The 18,539-nt window shown below is 73.2% G+C and carries 12 protein-coding genes; 9 read left to right on the top strand and 3 right to left on the bottom strand.

Going from position 1 to position 18,539, the window contains the following annotated elements:
- Positions 1-101: 101 nt before the first annotated feature.
- Positions 102-2,531 (top strand): ricin-type beta-trefoil lectin domain protein, encoded by a 2,430-nt coding sequence (locus ACZ7KX_RS01815; RefSeq protein WP_470324767.1) that lies wholly within the window; start codon positions 102-104, stop codon positions 2,529-2,531.
- Positions 2,532-2,780: 249 nt separating this feature from the next.
- Positions 2,781-4,595, top strand: coding sequence for an alkaline phosphatase family protein (locus ACZ7KX_RS01820; RefSeq protein WP_470324768.1), 1,815 nt, complete (start codon positions 2,781-2,783; stop codon positions 4,593-4,595).
- 73 nt (positions 4,596-4,668) lie between these two features.
- Here ACZ7KX_RS01820 and ACZ7KX_RS01825 read toward each other — a convergent pair whose 3' ends face one another.
- From ACZ7KX_RS01825 to ACZ7KX_RS01835, 3 genes are all read right to left on the bottom strand, one after another.
- Positions 4,669-4,980 carry a GNAT family N-acetyltransferase gene (locus ACZ7KX_RS01825; RefSeq protein WP_470324769.1) on the bottom strand — a complete coding sequence of 104 codons (312 nt, stop codon included), beginning with the start codon at positions 4,978-4,980 and terminating at the stop codon, positions 4,669-4,671.
- A gap of 242 nt (positions 4,981-5,222) precedes the next feature.
- Positions 5,223-6,371, bottom strand: a complete 1,149-nt coding sequence (locus tag ACZ7KX_RS01830) for a lactonase family protein (RefSeq protein ID WP_470324770.1) — start codon at positions 6,369-6,371, stop codon at positions 5,223-5,225.
- A gap of 187 nt (positions 6,372-6,558) precedes the next feature.
- Positions 6,559-7,269, bottom strand: coding sequence for a TNT domain-containing protein (locus ACZ7KX_RS01835; RefSeq protein WP_470324771.1), 711 nt, complete (start codon positions 7,267-7,269; stop codon positions 6,559-6,561).
- A gap of 305 nt (positions 7,270-7,574) precedes the next feature.
- Between ACZ7KX_RS01835 and ACZ7KX_RS01840 the strand changes: the two genes are divergently transcribed.
- The 7 genes from ACZ7KX_RS01840 (at position 7,575) to asnB (ending at position 18,524) form a co-directional block, all read left to right on the top strand.
- Positions 7,575-8,915 (top strand): cation:proton antiporter, encoded by a 1,341-nt coding sequence (locus tag ACZ7KX_RS01840; RefSeq protein ID WP_470324772.1) that lies wholly within the window; start codon positions 7,575-7,577, stop codon positions 8,913-8,915.
- A 597-nt stretch (positions 8,916-9,512) separates the two neighbouring features.
- Positions 9,513-10,991, top strand: a complete 1,479-nt coding sequence (locus ACZ7KX_RS01845) for a sugar transferase (RefSeq protein WP_396550309.1) — start codon at positions 9,513-9,515, stop codon at positions 10,989-10,991.
- A gap of 73 nt (positions 10,992-11,064) precedes the next feature.
- Positions 11,065-12,381, top strand: coding sequence for a nucleotide sugar dehydrogenase (locus tag ACZ7KX_RS01850; protein WP_470324773.1), 1,317 nt, complete (start codon positions 11,065-11,067; stop codon positions 12,379-12,381).
- Complete coding sequence (locus ACZ7KX_RS01855) at positions 12,371-13,648, top strand: glycosyltransferase family 4 protein (protein ID WP_470324774.1); 1,278 nt, start codon at positions 12,371-12,373, stop codon at positions 13,646-13,648. The genes ACZ7KX_RS01850 and ACZ7KX_RS01855 overlap by 11 nt, the downstream gene beginning before the upstream one ends.
- Positions 13,645-15,060: a Wzz/FepE/Etk N-terminal domain-containing protein gene (locus tag ACZ7KX_RS01860; RefSeq protein ID WP_470324775.1), complete on the top strand. Its 1,416-nt coding sequence runs from the start codon at positions 13,645-13,647 to the stop codon at positions 15,058-15,060. The genes ACZ7KX_RS01855 and ACZ7KX_RS01860 overlap by 4 nt, the downstream gene beginning before the upstream one ends.
- A complete protein-coding gene (locus tag ACZ7KX_RS01865) occupies positions 15,057-16,586 on the top strand; it encodes a Wzz/FepE/Etk N-terminal domain-containing protein (protein WP_470324776.1) in 1,530 nt (509 codons plus the stop codon). Before ACZ7KX_RS01860 ends, ACZ7KX_RS01865 begins: the two co-directional genes overlap by 4 nt.
- Before the next feature lie 3 nt (positions 16,587-16,589).
- Positions 16,590-18,524 (top strand): asparagine synthase (glutamine-hydrolyzing), encoded by a 1,935-nt coding sequence (gene asnB, locus ACZ7KX_RS01870; protein WP_470324777.1) that lies wholly within the window; start codon positions 16,590-16,592, stop codon positions 18,522-18,524.
- The last annotated feature ends 15 nt before the right edge of the window (positions 18,525-18,539 follow it).

Raw genomic sequence — 18,539 nt, forward strand, 5'->3', positions numbered from 1 at the left:
TCGGTCCAGCTCTGCCCCCGAACGCCGGGTCGGACGCCCTGGGCGGGTGTCCGACCCGGAGCGGCACCGTCCCCCCACCCCTCCCCACCCAGGAGACGCCCATGGGCCGTCCACACCTGTCATCGACCTGGCGCACCGCGCTGAGCGCGGCGCTCGTCCTCGCCGGCGCGCTGGGAGGCCTGACCGCGCCGTCGGCCGCCCGGGCCGCCGACCCCAAGGCCGCCACCCCCACCGCCATCACCCCCACCGCCGTCACCATCGACGGCACCAAGTCGGGCCTCACCTTCGACGGGGTCGGCGCGATCTCCGGCGGCGGCGGCAACTCCCGGCTGCTGGTGGACTACCCGGAGCCCCAGCGCAGCCGGCTGCTGGACTACCTGTTCAAGCCCGGCTACGGCGCCTCGCTGCAGGTGCTGAAGCTGGAGATCGGCGGCGACACCAACTCCACCGACGGCGCCGAGACCAGCATCGAGCACACCCGGGGCACCGTCGACTGCAACCAGGGCTACGAGTGGTGGCTGGCCGAGCAGGCCAAGGCCCGCAATCCCGACATCACGTTCTACGGCCTGTCCTGGGGCGCCCCCGGCTGGATCGGCAACACCGGCAGCGGCGGAAACTTCTGGTCCCAGGACTCCGTCGACTACCTGATGTCGTGGATGGGCTGCGCCACCCAGCACCACCTGAACGTCTCCTACCTCGGCGGCTGGAACGAGCGCGGCTTCGACAAGGCCTGGTACGAGAACCTCAAGAGCACGCTGGTCGCCCGCGGTTACGGCGCCACCAAGGTCGTCTCCGCCGACGACACCTGGGGCGTCGCCGACGCGATGGCCGGAGACCCGGCGTTCAAGAACGCCGTCGACATCGTCGGCGTGCACTACCCCTGCGGGTACATGAGCTCCTTCGCCGAGTGCCCCAGCACGGCGAACGCCCAGGCGCTCGGCAAGCCGCTGTGGGCGAGCGAGAACGGCTCCCAGGACGCCGACGGCGGCGCCCCGGCGGTGGCGCGCGGCATCAACCGCGGCTACCTCGACGGGAGGATGACCTCGTTCCTCAACTGGCCGGTCATCGCCGCGCTCTACCCCGACCTGTTCTTCTCCACCGACGGCATGTCGATCGCCAACCAGCCCTGGTCCGGCAACTACAGCATCGGCAAGACGACCTGGGTCACCGCGCACACCACCCAGTTCGCCAAGCCGGGCTGGCACTACATCGACTCCGCGAGCGGCTACCTCGGCGGCGCCCGCGCCAACGGCAGCTACGTCACGCTGAAGGGGGCGAACAACCGCGACTACAGCACCGTGATCGAGACCCTGGACGCCACCGCCGCCCAGATCGCGAGCTTCACCGTCACCGGCGGCCTGTCCACCGGCAAGGTCCACGTCTGGTCCACCGACCTCGGCTCCACCGACTCCGCGAACTGGTTCGTCCACCAGCAGGACGTCACCCCGGCCAAGGGCACGTACACCCTCACCCTGCAGCCCGGCCGGGTCTACACCGTGACCACCACCACCGGCCAGGGCAAGGGCACCGCCACCCCGCCGGCCGCCGCGCCGATGAAGCTGCCCTACGCGGACGGCTTCGACACCCCGGCCACGACCACCTCGCCGAAGTACTTCACCGACATGAACGGCGCCTTCCAGACCGTGGCCTGCGGCGGCGGCCGCACCGGCACCTGCCTGCGTCAGATGGCGCCGACCACGCCGATCCGCTGGACGGACGAGCCGTACAACGCCCCGTACACGATGATGGGCGACGGCAGCTGGTCCAACTACACCGTCACCGCCGACACGATGTTCGAGCAGTCGGGCGCCGTCGAGCTCCTCGGCCGGGTCAACCAGCAGGGCCGCAACAACAACGGCCTGAACGCCTACCACCTGCGGGTGAGCGACACCGGCGCCTGGTCCATCGACAAGAGCGACACCCGCTGGAACTTCACCACCCTCGCGAGCGGCACCACCACCGCCCTCGGCACCGGCCGCTGGCACACCGTCGCGCTCACCCTGGACAACGCGACGCTCACCGCGCGCATCGACGGCACCGCCGTGGGCTCCGCGACCGACGCGACCTTCACCAACGGCCGGGCCGGCCTCGGCGTGACGGGCTACCAGACCGACCAGTTCGACAACTTCGCCCTCACCCCCGGCGCCCCGACCACCCGCACCGGCCCGATCGCCTCCGCCCTGCCCGGCACCTGCGCCCGCCCCGCCGCCGGCACCAGCGGCGCCGCCGTGCAGCTCTGGGCCTGCGACGGCAGCGCCGAGCAGGTGTGGACCCGCACCAACGACACCCTCACCCACAACGGCAAGTGCCTCGACGTGACCGGTGCCGCCACCGCCAACGGCAGCCCGGTCGAGCTGTGGGACTGCAACGGCGGCGCCAACCAGCAGTGGACGCCCCAGCCGGACGGCACCCTGAGGAGCGCCCAGTCCGGCCGCTGCCTCGACGACCCGGCGGCGGACACCGCCGACGGCACCCCGCTGGAGATCTGGGACTGCAACGGCGGCGCCAACCAGCGCTGGACCCTGCCGTAACCTCCGGCCGGTCCTGACCCGACGAACTGCCCGGTCCCGAGCGAAAACCCGCCCGGGGCCGGGCAGTTCGGTCGTACCCTGCCGGTCAGGCCCGTCGCCCGCCGACGCGGCCGGATCGCGTCGCGCGCTCGAAGTTGTCTGGTCAAGTTTGGTCGGCGTTCTTCCGCTGGACAGTGGCGAACGGTACTCATGTCCCGCTCATGGCGAACGGCCATGGCCCCCACCCTCACACGGGACGAGGTACCCCCCATGCGACTGCGCAAGAGCACCATCGGCGGGCTGCTCGCCGCCCTCCCCCTGGTCGGCGCACTGGTCGTCGCCACTCCCGCCGCCGCCGGAGCGACGGGCAGCAGCGGCAACCTGATCGTCAACGGCGACGCGGAGGCCGGCGGCTACTGCACCGGCGACTGGAGCGCGGCCAGTACCGTCCCCGGCTGGACCGTCCAGGCCGGCGCCATCGACGCCATGTGCCACTCGGTCGCCTCCTTCGGCCTGCCGAACGACGGCCGGACGCCCGGCAAGGCCTTCTTCGGGCCGGGCAACTTCGGCGACGGCTCGATGGCGCAGACCGTCGACGTCTCCTCGGCCGCCACCGCGATCGACGGCGGCGGCGTGCACTTCAACCTCGGCGGCTGGCTGGGCGGCTGGACCGTCAACAGCGGCTACGTCGCCGTCAGCCTGCACTTCCAGGACGCCGCCGGCCGCCCGCTCGGCGCCACCGCCAAGCTGCCGACCGTCTCCGCGACGGACCGCGGCCTGTCCACCAAGTTCCTCTCCCGCAGCGCCACCGGAGCGGTGCCGGCCGGCACCCGGTCGATCCAGGTCGAGGCGCAGTTCCTGTCCACCTCCAGCGAGAGCGGCTACCTGGACAACCTCTCGCTCACCCTCGACACCCCGGTCACCCCGCCCGCGCCGCTCACCCCACCCGCGTCCGCCGTCCCCGGCTACGACCACGTGTTCGTCGTCATGATGGAGAACACCGACTACACCCAGATCATGAACGACCCGGCGGACACGCCGTTCATCCACAGCCTGATGTCCCAGGGCGCCACCCTCACCGACTCCCACGGCACCTACCACCCGAGCGACGAGAACTACCTGGCCATCGCCGGCGGCGACACCTACGCCAAGGGCGCCGTCTACTTCCCCAACATCAACTCCCCGCAGCGCAACCTCGGCGACACCATCGAGGACGCCGGCAAGACCTGGAAGGCCTACGAGCAGGGCATGGGCACCCCCTGCAACACCGGCAAGAGCGCCGACAGCTACTACGAGCCCGACGACGCGCCGTTCATCAACTACACGGACATCAGCGGCAACCCGGCCCGCTGCGCCGCGCACCTCGTCGACACCACCCAGCTCACCACCGACCTGCGGTCCGCGGCCACCACGCCGAACTTCTCCTGGATCGCCGCCGACGACTACTACGACGGCGAGGCCTCCGGCAACGGCAGCGCCACCAGCCTGAAGGTGCAGGACGGCTGGCTGCAGCAGACCCTCGCTCCGGTGCTCGCCTCCCCGGCCTGGACCGAGCAGCGCTCGCTGCTGCTGCTGACCTGGGACGAGAGCAACTCCGAGGCCTACAACCACCTCGCCACCGTCGTCGTCGGCTCCCAGGGCACCGTCCCGGCCGGCACCAGCAGCCCGCTGCACTACGACCACTACAGCGTCGGCCGCACCATCGACGCGGCCCTCGGCCTGCCGGGCCTGACCGCCAACGACACCTACGCCACGCCGCTCAACGCCGCCTTCGCGCCGTCCCGTTCGACCACGCCGACGCTGACCGGTGACCTCGACGCGGTGGCCGGCGGCGGCAACGTCACCCTGCGCTACACCCTGCCGAACGCCTCCCAGGCCGGTGCGAAGAACTGGATCGGCTTCTACCCGGCGGGCGTGACCCCCGGTTCGCGGTCCTCGCTGACCTGGGCCTACGCGCCGAACCAGAGCGGCGCGGTCACCTTCTCCACGGGCAAGCTGGGCGGTGCCGGCGCGTACGACGCGTACTTCCTGGCCAACGACGGCTACTCGGTGCTGGCCGGCCCCTTCCGGCTGACCGTCGGCTGACGCCGCGTCCCGGTGCGGCGGGGTCCTGCGCGGACCTCGCCACACCGGGCGGCCGGCCGCGGCGCCCGGAGGCTCAGGCGGGGAGGCCGAACCGGGCGCGGTGGGTGGCAGGGACGAGGTCGGCGTACTCGGGGTGCTTGGTGATCCAGCCGCGGATGAAGGGGCAGTAGGGCAGGACGGAGAGCTTCTGCTCGCGTGCCGTGTCCAGGGCGGTACGGGCCAGCTTGCCGCCCAGGCCCCGGCCCTCGAAGCGGGGGTCGATCTCGGTGTGGATGAAGGCGATCTCGTCGCCGGAGCGGTGGTACTCGGCGAAACCGGCGAGTTCACCGTCGTCGTGGATCTCGAACCGCGACTTCTCGGCGTTGTCGACGACGGACTGCTCCATGGTTCCTCCTCCTGGGTGGCGGCCCGGGCGGGCCGACGAAGAAGACTATAGTTGAAGAATCAACATTCGTCACCGGGTGATCGCCGATCAGGTGGCGGGTGCGGCGCCCGGAAAGACGATCCGCTCCGTCAGGTTGCCCGACGCTCCCGCGATCCACGTGTTCGCGCTGACCGTCCAGCCGTGAACCATGCCGCCCGGCCCGTGGGAGCGGTCCCGCGGGCCGGGCGGCGGTGCGGGGCCGGTCAGAACGCGACGATGCCCTCGCCGCCGACGGCGCCGGGGACGGTCTGGGAGCCGAGCGCGGTGAGGGAGCCGTCGTCGTTGATCGCGAACTCGTCGAGGATGCCGTGGACGCCGGTCTGGACGTAGAGGAAGTGCCCGTTCGAGGAGACCGCGGCGTCGACGGTGCCGGGGTCGGTGGGCGTGTTGCCCAGCACGGTCAGCCGGCGGCCCCGGTCGGCCGTGCGCACGCCCGTGAGGGTCGAGCTGCCCGCGTTGGAGGCGTACAGGAGGTCGCGGACGGCGACGATCCAGCAGGTGGCGGACTGGTTCGTGGCCGCGAACGCCTCCTGCGTCGCGGTGCCGTCCCGGTGGACCGTGAACGTCGCCACCGCGTTGGTGCCGGCCTCGGTCAGGAACAGGCCGTGCCGGCCGTTCGGGACGAACGAGAAGGGCACGGCCCCGGGCAGGGTGGTGGTGACGGGGGTGTCGGCGGGGGTGCCGGAGCGGTCCAGGTTGAAGACCAGCAGGCTGCTGCCGTTCGCCTTGGTGGTGACCACGAGCTGGGAGCCCTCACCGGTGAAGCCCACCTGCCCCGGGGTGTTGGTGAACTGGGGCGTGGCGTTCGGGTCGAGCCCCAGCGGGCGGTTCCGGTCGGCCCGCGCTTCCAGGCGGCGGTCGCGGACGGTGTATCCCTGGATCGAGCCCCCGTCCAGGGCGTTGAGGACGTAGACGGCGTCCTCGTGCACCGCCACGCTCACCGGGAACCGGCCGCCCGAGCCGATCACCTGACGCAGGGCGAGGCGGTCACCGTCCACCGAGAACACGGAGACGGTGTCGCTCCCGGCGTTCACCGCGAACAGCAGCGCGTGACGCGGGTCGTAGGTCAGGGAGCCCTGCGAGGCCAGGCGGTCGGCGACCGAGCCGTCCAGCACACCGCCGAGGCCGTGCGTGTCGTAGGTCCCGGCCGGCGTGAGCTGCCCGTCCTCCGCCCGCCGGTAGGCGACGACCTGGTTGCCCGCAGGGTTGTCCGTCTGGACGAACACCGCGTGATGCCCGCCGCCCGGGTAACCTCCGCCGCCGTGCGTCGCGGCGGATACGGACGGGGCGCCCACGGCCGCCGCCGCGAGCGCGGTCGCGAGGGCGACGGCGAGCCGAGTGGTCTTCTGCATGGTCCTGCCTTCCAGGAGTCCGGGGTCGACCCGGCCGGGGCGTGGCACGGGTACGTGAGGCGGTGTGCGCGGAGGCGAAGGTGGAGGCGAACGGAGCGGGGCGGTCCATGAAGCCGCCGTCAGGACCCCGGGGCGGGCGTCCCCCGGGTCCGACTCACGGCAGGGGCGGCTTCCGGCCGCGTCGTGTTCAGGAATGGTGGCCGGAGACGCACCGCTGGGGCTCGGTCTCCTTCAGGTAGTCGTGCTTGACGAGGTTGGCGACGTTGTACGTGTCGGAGGCCGCGAAGTCCGACGGCTTGAACTGGGGATCGAGCCACTGCTGCTCGCCGAACCCCGGCTGGGCGAAGGCGGCGGCGATCCGGCCCTCCTGGACGTGGAAGGCCCGGTTCACCTCGTAGCAGTGGTAGTTGTTGCCGGCGCCGTTGAGCGAGTCCGGCGGCAGGGCGCGCTTGGCGTACGGAGTCCCGCCGTCCGCGAGGTACTTGCCGGTGTCGGCGCCGAAACGGTCCAGGGCCCGGCCCGGTTCCATCGTCCGGTCCTGCATGTCGAGGATGCCGTTGAGTTCCGCGAAGCCCCGGTTGTCGGGGTACTTCCACAGGGCGCCGTCGCGGTACCAGTCGAGGAACTGGGTCGGCTGCAGGCCGCCGAGGCGGCGGTAGTCCGTCAGCATCGTCGCGACCGGCCCGTTCGTCGGCAGGACGGCCGGCCCGAGTTCCATGCGGCCGCAGTAGTAGACGGTCGGGTCGTCCGGCGGGAGGAGGTCCGGACAGTCGGAGGCGGCGGGGACCCGGTGGGACGCCGACGCCGGTGCGGCGGCGACCGCGGTACCGGTCGCGGCCAGCACGGTGAGCGGCAGCGCGACGGCCACGGGAAGGAGAACGAGCCTGGGCGAACGCACGGGTGGGCTCCAGTGGGTGGTGTGGACGGGGGACGTCGGCGACCGACGCGGGGGACGGGCGCGCGGCAGGGCCATTGCACAGGCGTACTGATCGGTAGACGGCCAGCTCGGGCGGTGGTCGAGCGGACAGCATCCGGACGGAGCAGTCGGCGAGGAGCCGGGGACTCCGGACCGCGCGGCGCCCGGGTACGTGTCGCTCGGGGGCGCGTGCGCCGGGGTGCAGCACAGTGGGGGCAACGACGGCGCCGAGGGACAGCGAGCAGCGATGGGAATCCGGGTCGGATGCGGCGGAAGCACGCGGTGTCATGAGTGACACCGCCTGGACCGGCGCGGCGGTCGCCGGTGTCGTGGCCGTGTACGCGCTCGGGTCGGCGCGGCTGGCGCGGTCGCCGGTGTCCGCCGCGATGGTGTTCGTCGGCTGCGGGATCCTGATCGGACCGGTCGGCCTCGACCTGGTGAGCCTGGCGCACGACGCCGGGCCGCTGCTCGCGCTCCTGGAGGCCGCCCTCACCCTGGTGCTGTTCACCGACGCCACGTCGGTGCGCCTCGGGGACCTGCGCACCGGCGGAGCGCTGCCGGGCCGGCTCCTCGGGATCGGCCTGCCGCTCAGCATCGGGGCGGGCTGGCTGCTGGCCTGGCCACTCCTGCCGGGGCTGACGGCCTGGGAGCTGGCGCTCGTCGGTGCGATCCTCGCGCCCACGGACGCCGCGCTCGGCGCGAGCGCCATCTCCGACCCCCGGGTGCCGCGACTGGTCCGTCAGACGCTGAACGTGGAGAGCGGACTGAACGACGGCATGGTGCTGCCCTTCTTCGTCCTCTTCCTGGCCGGCGTCCCGGGCACCTCCTACGCGGAGGAGGGCGTGGGCGGGACGTTCTGGCGCGCGCTCCTGCTCAGCACCGCGTTCGGCCTGGCCCTCGGCTGGGGCGGAGGTCGGCTCCTGCGGTGGGCGGCGGCGCGCGGCTGGGTCACGGGCGAGTGGCGCCAGATCTACGTCCTCGCGGTGGCCTTCGCCCCGTACTCGCTCTCCGTGGTCACGCACGGGAGCGGTTTCATCGCCGCGTGGGTGGCCGGTTTCGCGTTCGCGCAGGGGCTGGGGACGGGCCGGCCCGCCGGGGCCGAAGCGCCCGCCGCAGCCGGCCAGCCTGCCGCGGACGACGGGCACACGACCGACCTGGCGGAGTACCTGGGCGGCCTGCTGGCCGTGCTGAGCCTGCTGTTCTTCGGCGCGGTGCTGCTCGGCCCGGCGTTGGAGCACCTCAGCTGGCGGATCGTCGGCTACGCCGTGCTCAGCCTCACCGTGGTGCGGGTGGTGCCGGTGGCCATCGCCCTCCTCGGCAGCGGGCTGCGGCCGCCCACGGTGCTCTACATCGGCTGGTTCGGGCCGCGCGGCCTCGCCTCGATCGTGCTCGGCCTCCTCGTCGCCGAGGAGCACATCACCGCGGTGGCGACGATCGGGCGGGTGGTCGCGGTCACCGTCGGCCTGAGCGTGCTGCTCCACGGCGTGTCCGCGGTGTGGGCCGCGGGCCGATACGGCGGGTGGTACCGGCGGGCCGCCGGCGCACTGCCGGGGTTGCGGGAGAGCGCGAGCGTACCGGCCGTGCGACGGCGTCGCAGGATCACCCTGGTCCACCGGCCGGACAACTGAGCGCCACCTTTCCGCGGCGTCACCATGCTCACGACGAGCTGACCCGGAGTGCTCCCGTCATCACAGGTCACAGGGTACGTCCTGGTGGTCGGGACGTCCGTGGTCGCTTGCCGCCCGGCCGATGCAGCTCCGAAGCCTCAGCACAAGATGCACACATCCCCTTCTTCGGGCGGCCCTGATGCTCTAGATTGACCGTGCTTCGCGAGTTTGGGCACGAGTGGACAAATGGTGATCTACGGGTCCGGCCCTGCGGACGGCCAGCCGCCGTGCCCCGGCGCCGGACGTGGGGGTGATCGATTCTTGGAGCCCGAGAGGGCGCTTGGCGTGCCGGGAGCAACCGTCGACGGGTCCCCGCGCGCATCGGGAGGCGGGCGGGACGTACGGGTCCGCTGCCGCCGGGGTGGGATGTTCACGTAGCGCTGCAACAACCGGTTTGCCATGTCGCGGGGAGGCGGGGGCGTCCTTGCGGAAGGAACAGCGCGGCGCGGGAGGCGGTGCCTCCCGGGGGAGGAACAGTGCGGGAGGCGCGTGCGCCTCCCGGGGGGAGGAACCGTGTGGAGCGAACACGTCGAACCCACTGGTGACCTGGAAAACGCTGTGGAGGAGGGGGAGTTAGCCGACTCGTTCCGGTCGGCCCGGGGGCGCCCGGGGAACGGGGCGATCAAGCGGCCCGCGCGCCACTGGGAGCAGCGGTACCGCCGGACCGTGATCGTCAGTGACACCGTGGCCACCGCCTTCGTCGTGGCGGCGATCGGGGGCTTCTTCGGGGTCCGCGACGCGGCCAACTGGCACGAGAAGTGGGGGATCCTGGCCTTCGGCACCGAACTGCTGGTGCTGGGCGCGCTGACGGTGACCCGCTCCTGGGCGCCGGCCGTGCTCGGGCAGGGTGCCGAGGAGTTCCGCCGGCTCGGACGCTCGCTGTTCACGGCGGCCGTCGTCCTGGCCCTCGGCGGGATCGCCCTCAGCTCGCACAACATCAGGCTCTGGATCTTCGTCGCCATCCCGGCGATCACGCTCGTCACCATGACCGAGCGGTACCTGCTGCGCCTTCGGCTGCACAAGCAGCGCAACGAGGGACTGTGCCTGCGCCCGGTGCTCGCCGCCGGGAGCGTCGCCACCGTGCGCGACCTGATCGCCCGGACCCGCAAGTTCCCGCACCTCGGCTGGCGGGTGGAGGCGGTGTGCACGCCGGACGGTCTCGGGCCCGACGGCGACCGGCTGGACGGCGTGCCGGTCGTCGGGCGGCTGACGGACGTCGCCAACCACGTCCGCCGCGACGGCTACCGGGTCGTCGCGATCACACCGGACCCGCACTGGTCGCCGGACCGGCTGCAGCGGCTGGCCTGGAACCTCGAAGGCAGCGACGCCGAGATGGTCGTGGCGCCCGTGCTGATGGAGGTGGCCGGCCCGCGGCTGCACGTCGACGCGGTGCTCGGGATCCCGATGCTGCGGGTGAGCATGCCGACCTTCACCGGCGGGCGCCGGGTGGTCAAGGAGGTCGTGGACCGGCTGGGCGCCGCGGTCCTGCTGGTCCTCCTCGCGCCGCTGATGCTGTTCGTCGGGCTGCTGGTGCTGGCGGACAGCCGGGGCGGGGCGTTCTACCGCCAGCACCGGGTCGGCAAGGACGGCCGCGAGTTCACCATCGTCAAGTTCCGCACCATGGTCGTCGGCGCCGACCGGGCGCGGGCCGGGCTGGCCGACCGCAACGAGGGCGCCGGCCTGCTGTTCAAGCTCCGCCGGGACCCTCGGGTGACCAGGGTGGGAGGAGTGCTGCGCCGGTACTCGCTGGACGAGCTCCCGCAGCTCGTCAACGTGCTCACCGGCTCGATGTCGCTCGTCGGCCCGCGGCCGCCGCTGCCGGAGGAGTCCGCGGCGTACGGCCCGGAGATCCGGCGGCGGCTGCTCGTCAAGCCCGGGCTCACCGGCCTGTGGCAGATCAGCGGACGCAGCGACCTGCCGTGGGAGGAGGCGGTGCGGCTGGACCTGCGGTACGTGGAGGACTGGTCGCTCGCCCTGGACACGGTGATCTTGTGGAAGACGCTGCGGGCCGTGCTCCAGGGGCAGGGGGCCTACTGATGGGTGGGGGGCGTCGTCCGGACGACGCGCGGACGGCAGGCCGCAGGGGCCTGCCCGAGGGGAGGAACGGGTCATGAGGGTGAGCGTCCTGGGGCTCGGCTACGTGGGCTGCGTGTCGGCCGCGTGCCTGGCCAGCCTGGGGCACGAGGTCATCGGGGTGGACGTGAACCAGGTGAAGGTCGACCTGGTCAACGAGGGCAAGGCCCCGGTGGTCGAGGAGCGGATCGGCGAGCTCATCGCCGAGGTCGTGCGGACCGGGGCGCTGCGCGCGACCGCCGACGTCCGCGAGGCGATCACGGGCAGCGACGTGTCGCTGGTCTGCGTGGGCACGCCGTCGGAGCCCAACGGCAGCCTGTGCACCACCTACCTGGAGCGGGTCACCGAGCAGATCGGTGCCGCGGTGGCCGAGCGGGGCGGGCGGCAGACCGTCGTGTTCCGCAGCACCATGCTCCCGGGCACCTGTCTGAACCTGCTGGTCCCGATCCTGGAGAAGTACGCCGGCGGCACCGCCGGGGTGGACTTCGGAGTCGCCGTCAACCCGGAGTTCCTGCGCGAGGGCACGAGCGTGCGGGACTTCTTCGACCCGCCCAAGACCGTCATCGGCGAGCTCGACCCGGCCAGCGGCGACGTGGTCGCGGCGCTGTACGAGGGCCTGCCCGGCGAGGTGTTCCGGGTGCCGGTCCCGACGGCCGAGGCGATCAAGTACGCGGACAACGCGTTCCACGGCCTCAAGATCGGCTTCGCGAACGAGCTGGGCGCGGTGTGCCGGGCGCTCGGGGTGGACTCGCACCAGGTGATCGACGTCTTCCTGGCCGACCGCAAGCTGAACGTCAGCCCCGCCTACCTGCGGCCCGGCTTCGCCTTCGGCGGCTCCTGCCTGCCCAAGGACCTGCGCAGCCTGGTGCACGCGGCGCAGCGGGCCGACGTCGCGGTGCCCATCCTCGCCCACGTGCTGCCCTCCAACGCCGAACACCTGCAGCGCGCGGTGGAGTTGGTCGAGCGCACCGGCAAGCGCCGGGTGGGCCTGTTCGGCCTCTCCTTCAAGCCCGGCACCGACGACCTGCGCGAGAGCCCGCTCGTCGAGCTGGCGGAGCGGCTCTTCGGCAAGGGCTACGACCTGCGGATCTACGACCCCAACGTGAACCTCTCCCGACTGCTCGGTGCGAACCGCGAGTACATCGAGACCCGGCTGCCGCACCTCGCGCAGCTGCTCGCGGAGTCCGTCGACGAGGTGCTCGAACACGCCGAGGTGTGCGTGGTCGGGACCAGGGAGCCGGCCGTCCTGTCGGCGCTGCCCCGTGCCGGCGGCCCGGAGATCATCGACCTCATCCGCCTTCCCGACGCCGACGTGCGCCGGACCGAACCGGGGTACACGGGCCTTGCTTGGTGACGCGTCGTTCAGCGGGCCGGGCGGCGACGGCGCGGGCCGCCGCGCGCTGGTCCTGGTGGAGAACCTGTCGGTGCCCTTCGACCGGCGGGTGTGGCAGGAGTGCACGACACTGCGCGACGCGGGCTGGGAGGTGCACGTCGTCTGCCCGCGGGGCACCAAGCGGGACACCGAGCCGGAAGCGGTGATCGACGGCGTGCGCATCCACCGCTACCCGTTGCGCGCGGCCACCGGCGGGCCGGCCGGCTACCTGCAGGAGTACGGATCGGCGCTGTGGCACACCGCCCGGCTGGCCCGAAGGGTCGGCCCGGTCGACGTGGTCCACATCTGCAACCCGCCGGACCTGCTGTTCCTGCCGGCCCTGTTGCTGAAGCGGCGCGGGGCGCGGATCGTCTTCGACCAGCACGACCTGGTGCCCGAGCTCTACCTCTCCCGGTTCGACCGCGGCGCGGACCTGCTCCACCGCGCCGTGTGCGCGCTGGAACGGTGGACCTACCGGTCCGCGGACGTCGTGCTGGCCACGAACGAGAGCTACCGGGACGTCGCGCTGCGCCGCGGCGGCCGGCGCCCGGAGGACGTCTTCGTGGTGCGCAGCGCGCCCGACACCGACCGGTTCCAACCGGTACCGCCCGAACCGGAGTTGAAGCGCGGCAAGCCCCATCTGCTGTGCTACCTCGGGGTGATGGGCCCGCAGGACGGCGTCGACTACGCCTTGCGGGCCCTCGCGAAGCTGCGCGACGAGCAGGGGCGGACCGACTGGCACGCGGTGTTCGTGGGCGGCGGCGACACCTTCGACGCGATGGTGGAGCTGTCCCGGCGGCTCGGGCTCTCGGAACAGGTGGAGTTCACCGGGCGGGTGCCGGACGCCGACCTGGTGCGCTACCTGTCCAGCGCCGACGTCTGCCTCTCGCCCGACCCGCGCAACCCGCTCAACGACGTGTCGACCATGAACAAGGTCCTGGAGTACATGGTGATGGGGCGGCCGATCGTCTCGTTCGACCTCCGGGAGGCGCGGGTCTCCGCCGGTGACGCCGCCGTCTACGCGCCCGCGAACGACGAGGCCGAGTTCGCCGCGCTCATCGCGCGGCTGCTGGACGATCCGGAGGAGCGCAGCCGGATGGGCAAGACCGGCCAGGAGCGGATCAACGGGCCGCTCGCCTGGCGGAACTCCCAGCGATCGCTGCTCGCCGCGTACGCCGCCGCCTGCCGTGGTCGGGCGCCGGTGTCGGCGGGCGGCCCGAACCGGGCAGGGAGAAGGCCCCGCCGTTGAGCGATGAAACGATACGTCTGGTCACGATCGGTCGGATCCTGCGCCGGCGCTGGCGGCTCCTCGCCGTCCTCGCCGTGCTGGGTGCGCTCGTCGGCTACGGCACGTCCTTCCTGTTCCCGCCGCGCTTCACGGCGTCGGCGTCCGTCCTGCTGCCCGGGGCGTGGCAGGAGCGCGAGCTGCTGACCCAGGCGGAGATCGCGAGCAGTTCGGTGGTGGTCGACCGCGCGGCCGCCGCGCTCGGCTGGAGCGGCGTCACCGGCGCCGCGCTGCAGGACCGGGTGAGCGCCACGGCCGCCGACGGGAACATCATCAAGATCTCGGGCACGGCCGAGACCCCGGAGCGCGCCCAGCAGCTCTCCGACCAGGTCGCCCAGCAGTTCGTCACCTTCGCCGCGCGGATCGCCGGCGACAGCACCGACCCCGCGGCGTCCCAGCCCGAGGCGCTGCGGCAGATGGTGGTGCAGGCCAGCCGGCGCATCACCGACCTGGCCGACGCGGCCGATCCGGGGCAGACCGTGGAGAGCGTGCAGACCCGCACCGAACTCGCCAAGCTGCGCACCGCGCTGCAGGACGCCGTCAAGAAGCTGGACCAGGTCGACCCGGCCGCGAACCGGGCCAACATGGTCGTCATGGGGCCGGCCGCCCGGCCGACCGGCGAGGCACCGCCGACGCGGATGCAGCTCGTCGTCGCCGGGGCGCTGCTGTTCCTCGTCCTCGCCGTCATCGGCCACCTCACCGCCGCACGGATGAGCCGCCGCCCGCGTACCGAGCCCGAGATCGCCGCGGCGCTGGGCTCGATCGTCCTCGGCACCGTCGACGTCCCCGGTGAACGGCCCGTCCACCGGCCGCAGGGCCGGGGCCCGCTGGCCCGGCTCCGCCGGCTGCTGGGCGTCGACACCCGGTGGGACGTCCCGGCCCCGCAGGCCTCCGGCGACGAGGCCGGACGGCAGGTCCGCTACCGGCGGGTGTGCGCCCGCCTCCGGGACCGGCTGCCCGCCGCCCAGCGGCTGCTGGTCCTCGTGCCGGACGGCGACGAGACGGCCCGCCTGGCCGCCGGGCAGCTCGTCACCGAGGCCGGCGGCGATCCGCTGCTGCGGGTGGTGGGGGTGTCGGTGTCCCGGCCGCTGGTGCCGGACCGTGACGACGAGTCCGGTGCCCTGGTCGTGCTCAGCGCGGGCAGCTGGACCGCGGGCGAGCTCACCGGCATCGCCGAGGCGTGCGCGGACGCCCGGCACAAGGTCGTCGGCGCGGTCGTCGCCGGCGCGGTCCGGGCGCCGGCGCGGCCGGCCGGCCGTCCGCCGCAGGGCGCCGAGCCCGAGACCGCGGCTGCGCCCGAGCCGGAGACCGTGCCCGAGCCCGGGACCGAGATCCCGGCCGCCGTCGGCGACGAGGCGAGGCGAGGTTCGGGGTGACGACGAGTACGACGTCGGAGTCGCCGGCCGCCACGCCGCTGCTGGACCTGCAGGCGCTGGTGGTCGCGGTGCGCAGGCGCCGCCGCCTCTGGTGCGCCATGGCGCTGATCGGGCTGCTGCTCGGCGCGGCGGCGGCGGTGCTGATGCCGGCGCCGCCGAGTGCGGTGGCCAAGGTGCTGGTCGCGCACGAGGCGGACCAGCCGAACGACCCCGGGACGCTGATCCGCACCGACGTCGCCCTGCTGCAGACCACGGGGATCGCCGGCAAGGCCCTGCAGGCCCTCGGCTCCCCGGACAAGCCGGAGGACTTCATGCAGGACTACGGGGGCATCGGCCTGACCAACAACCTGCTGCAGATCACCGTGAAGGGCCGCAGCGACGCGGAGGCGGTGGCCCGGGCCAAGGCGCTGGCCGACGCGTTCGTCGCCGACCACGTCCGGCGGATCCAGGAGGCCGCGGCCGCCGAGGCCAAGAGCCTGCTCGACCAGCGCGACCGGCTGCAGGAGCAGCTCGCCCAGGTCAACAAGGCGATCGGCGACGCGACGCCGCAGAGCGGTCCGAAGGCCTCGGCGAACCTGGAGTCGCTCTTCGCCAGCCGGGCCGAACTCACCTCGCGGATCACCGACTTCGGCCAGCGGGCCGCCGAGGCGAGCGTCGGTACGCCCCGGCTCGTCGCCGGGACCCAGATCGTGGACGTCCCGCGCGCGGAGCGGCACTCCCTGGCCAGGACCGCCGCCACCGACGCCGTGGTCGGGCTCGTCCTCGGGCTCGTCCTCGGGCTCGCGGTGTCGGCGGTCGGCGTGGTGGTGGCGGACCGGCCCGTGCTGCGCCGGGAGATCGCGGCGAACCTCGGCGCCTCCGTCATCGCGGAACTGCGCCGGGTGCCCCGCCGGCGGGGGCGGCGGTGGCAGGGACGCCGGGCCAGGAGGGCCCGCAGCCGGCTCACCGCGACCCTGCTCCGCAGCGTGCGCGACTCCGCGGAGCCGGTGTCGCTGCTGGAACTGGGCTGTGCGCGCAGCACGGGCGCGATCGCACTGGACCTCGCCGCGGCACTGGGCGAGGAGGGGCCGGTCGTCGTGGTCGACGGCCTGCCCGGCTCGAAGCTCGCCGACCGCCGCCCCGGGCCCGGGGCCCCGACCGTGGTCGCCGACGGGACGGCCGAGGCCGGGTCGGCGCAGGAACGACGGGTCGGCGTCGGCTCGGTGGCGCCCGGCACGGCGTGGACCGACCTGCGCCACCTCGGCACCCGGACCGTGCTCGTCGTGCAGGCCGGCCACGGCAGCGCCGCATGGCTGCACACCGTGGCGCGGCAACTCGCGGACCAGCGCATACCGGTGATCGGTGTGGTGCTGATCGACCCCGATCCGCGGGACCGGACGGACGGCACGCTCTGGGACGGGCCGCCCGCGTCGCCGCGCGGCCGCAACGACCGGCCGCCCCGGCCGATCGGCACGGGGCGGCGGCGGACCGAGCGGCTACCGATGTGGACCGCCATGGTCCCGGACAGCGACCAGGAGGCGAGGTAGGACATGTGCGGCATCGCAGGAACGTACCGATGGCCGGACGGGAAGGCCGTGACCGACCTGCTCACCGAGACCCTCGCGCACCGGGGGCCGGACGGGGCGGGCCGGTACAGCCACCCCGTCGGTGACGGCGAGGTGCACCTCGGGCACCGCCGACTGGCCATCATCGACCTGTCGGAGACCGGCGCCCAGCCGATGGTCTCGAACGGCCTCGTCCTGACGTACAACGGCGAGCTGTACAACGCGCCCGAGCTGCGGGCCGAACTGTCGGCCGCCGGGGTGCGCTTCCGCGGGACCTCCGACACCGAGGTGCTGCTGGAGGCCTGGCGGCGCTGGGGCACGGAGTGCCTGCCCCGGCTGCGCGGCATGTTCGCGTTCGGGATCTTCGACGAGCGGACCGGCGAGCTGGTGCTCGCCCGCGACCAGCTCGGCATCAAGCCGCTCTTCCTGCTCCGGCGCGGCGAGGGCCTGGTGTTCGCCTCCGAGCTCAAGGCGCTGGCCGCCGCCACCGGGGGGTCGCTGCAGGTGGACCACGCGGCGCTGGTGGCCTCACTGCTGTACTACTGGGTGCCGGACTCGCGGTGCGCGTTCCGCGAGGCGGAGAAGCTGCCGCCGGGCAGCTGGCTGCGGTGCCGGCCCGACGGCCGGACGGAGCGCGGCCGGTTCTGGCACCTGCGGGACGTCGCCGCCGAGGGCCGGGAGCGGGCCCGCAGCGGCGAACTGCCCGACATCGCCGCGATCGTCGAGGAGTCGACCCGGCGCCACCTGCTCTCCGACGTCCCCGTGGCGACCTTCCTCTCCGGCGGGCTGGACTCCAGCTACCTGACCGCGCTGGCGGCCCGCGACCACCCCGGGATCTCCGCCTACACGATCGGGTTCCGCGCCGAGGACGCCAGGTTCGAGGCGATGCCGGACGACCTCCGCTACGCCCGTCAGGTGGCCGAGCGGTTCGGCGTCGACCTGCACGAGATCGAGATCGCCCCGGACGTGCTCGACCTGCTGCCGCGGATGACGTACCACCTGGACGAGCCGATCGGCGACCCCGCCGCGATCAACACCTTCCTGATCTGCTCGGCCGCCCGGGAGGCCGGCGTCAAGGTGCTGCTCTCGGGGATGGGCGCCGACGAGCTGTTCGCCGGCTACCGCAAGCACCTGGCCAACCTGATCGCGCTGCGCTACCAGCGCGTCCCGCGGCCCCTGCGGCGCGGCCTGTCCGCGGCGGTGGACCGGCTGCCGGTGGCCTCGGCCCGCCGAGGGTACCGGTCGGTGCGGTTCGCCAAGCGGTTCCTCTCCTTCGCCGACCTGCCGGAGGAGACGGCGTTCCGGCGCAGCTACACCATGTACGACCGGGCGGAACTTCTCGCCCTGGTCGATCCGGACCTCGCCGGGACCGTCGACGACGTCCTGACCGAGCACGCGGACGTCTACCGGGACAACGAGCTCGACGACTTCGTCAACCGGATGTGCCTGGGCGACGCCCGGATGTTCCTGCCGGGCCTGAACCTCGCGTACACCGACCGCTCCAGCATGGCCGCGTCGACCGAGGTGCGGGTGCCGTACGTGGACGTCGAGGTGGTCAGGGCGGCGTTCGCCGTTCCCGGCGACCGGAAGATCGTCGGACGGCAGGGCAAGGCCGTCCTCAAGGAGGCGGCCACCTCGGTCCTGCCCCGGGAGATCGTGTACCGGCCCAAGGGCCTGTTCAGCGCCCCGCTGCGCGCCTGGATGAGCCGGGACCTCGCCCCGCTGGTGCGCGAGGTGGTGCACGACGGCGTGCTCGTCCGCTCCGGGTTCCTGCGGCGCGACGCGCTGGCGCGGCTCGTCGCCGAGGACGCCTCCGGGCAGCGGGACTTCTCCAAACACCTGTGGCACGTGCTGACCCTGGAGTACTGGTACCGCAGTGCGACCTCCGGGGCCGACCACAGCGCCGGTTCGCCGGCGTAGCGCACACGTGACGGC

It is taken from the genome of Kitasatospora sp. NPDC038210 (assembly GCF_055600605.1).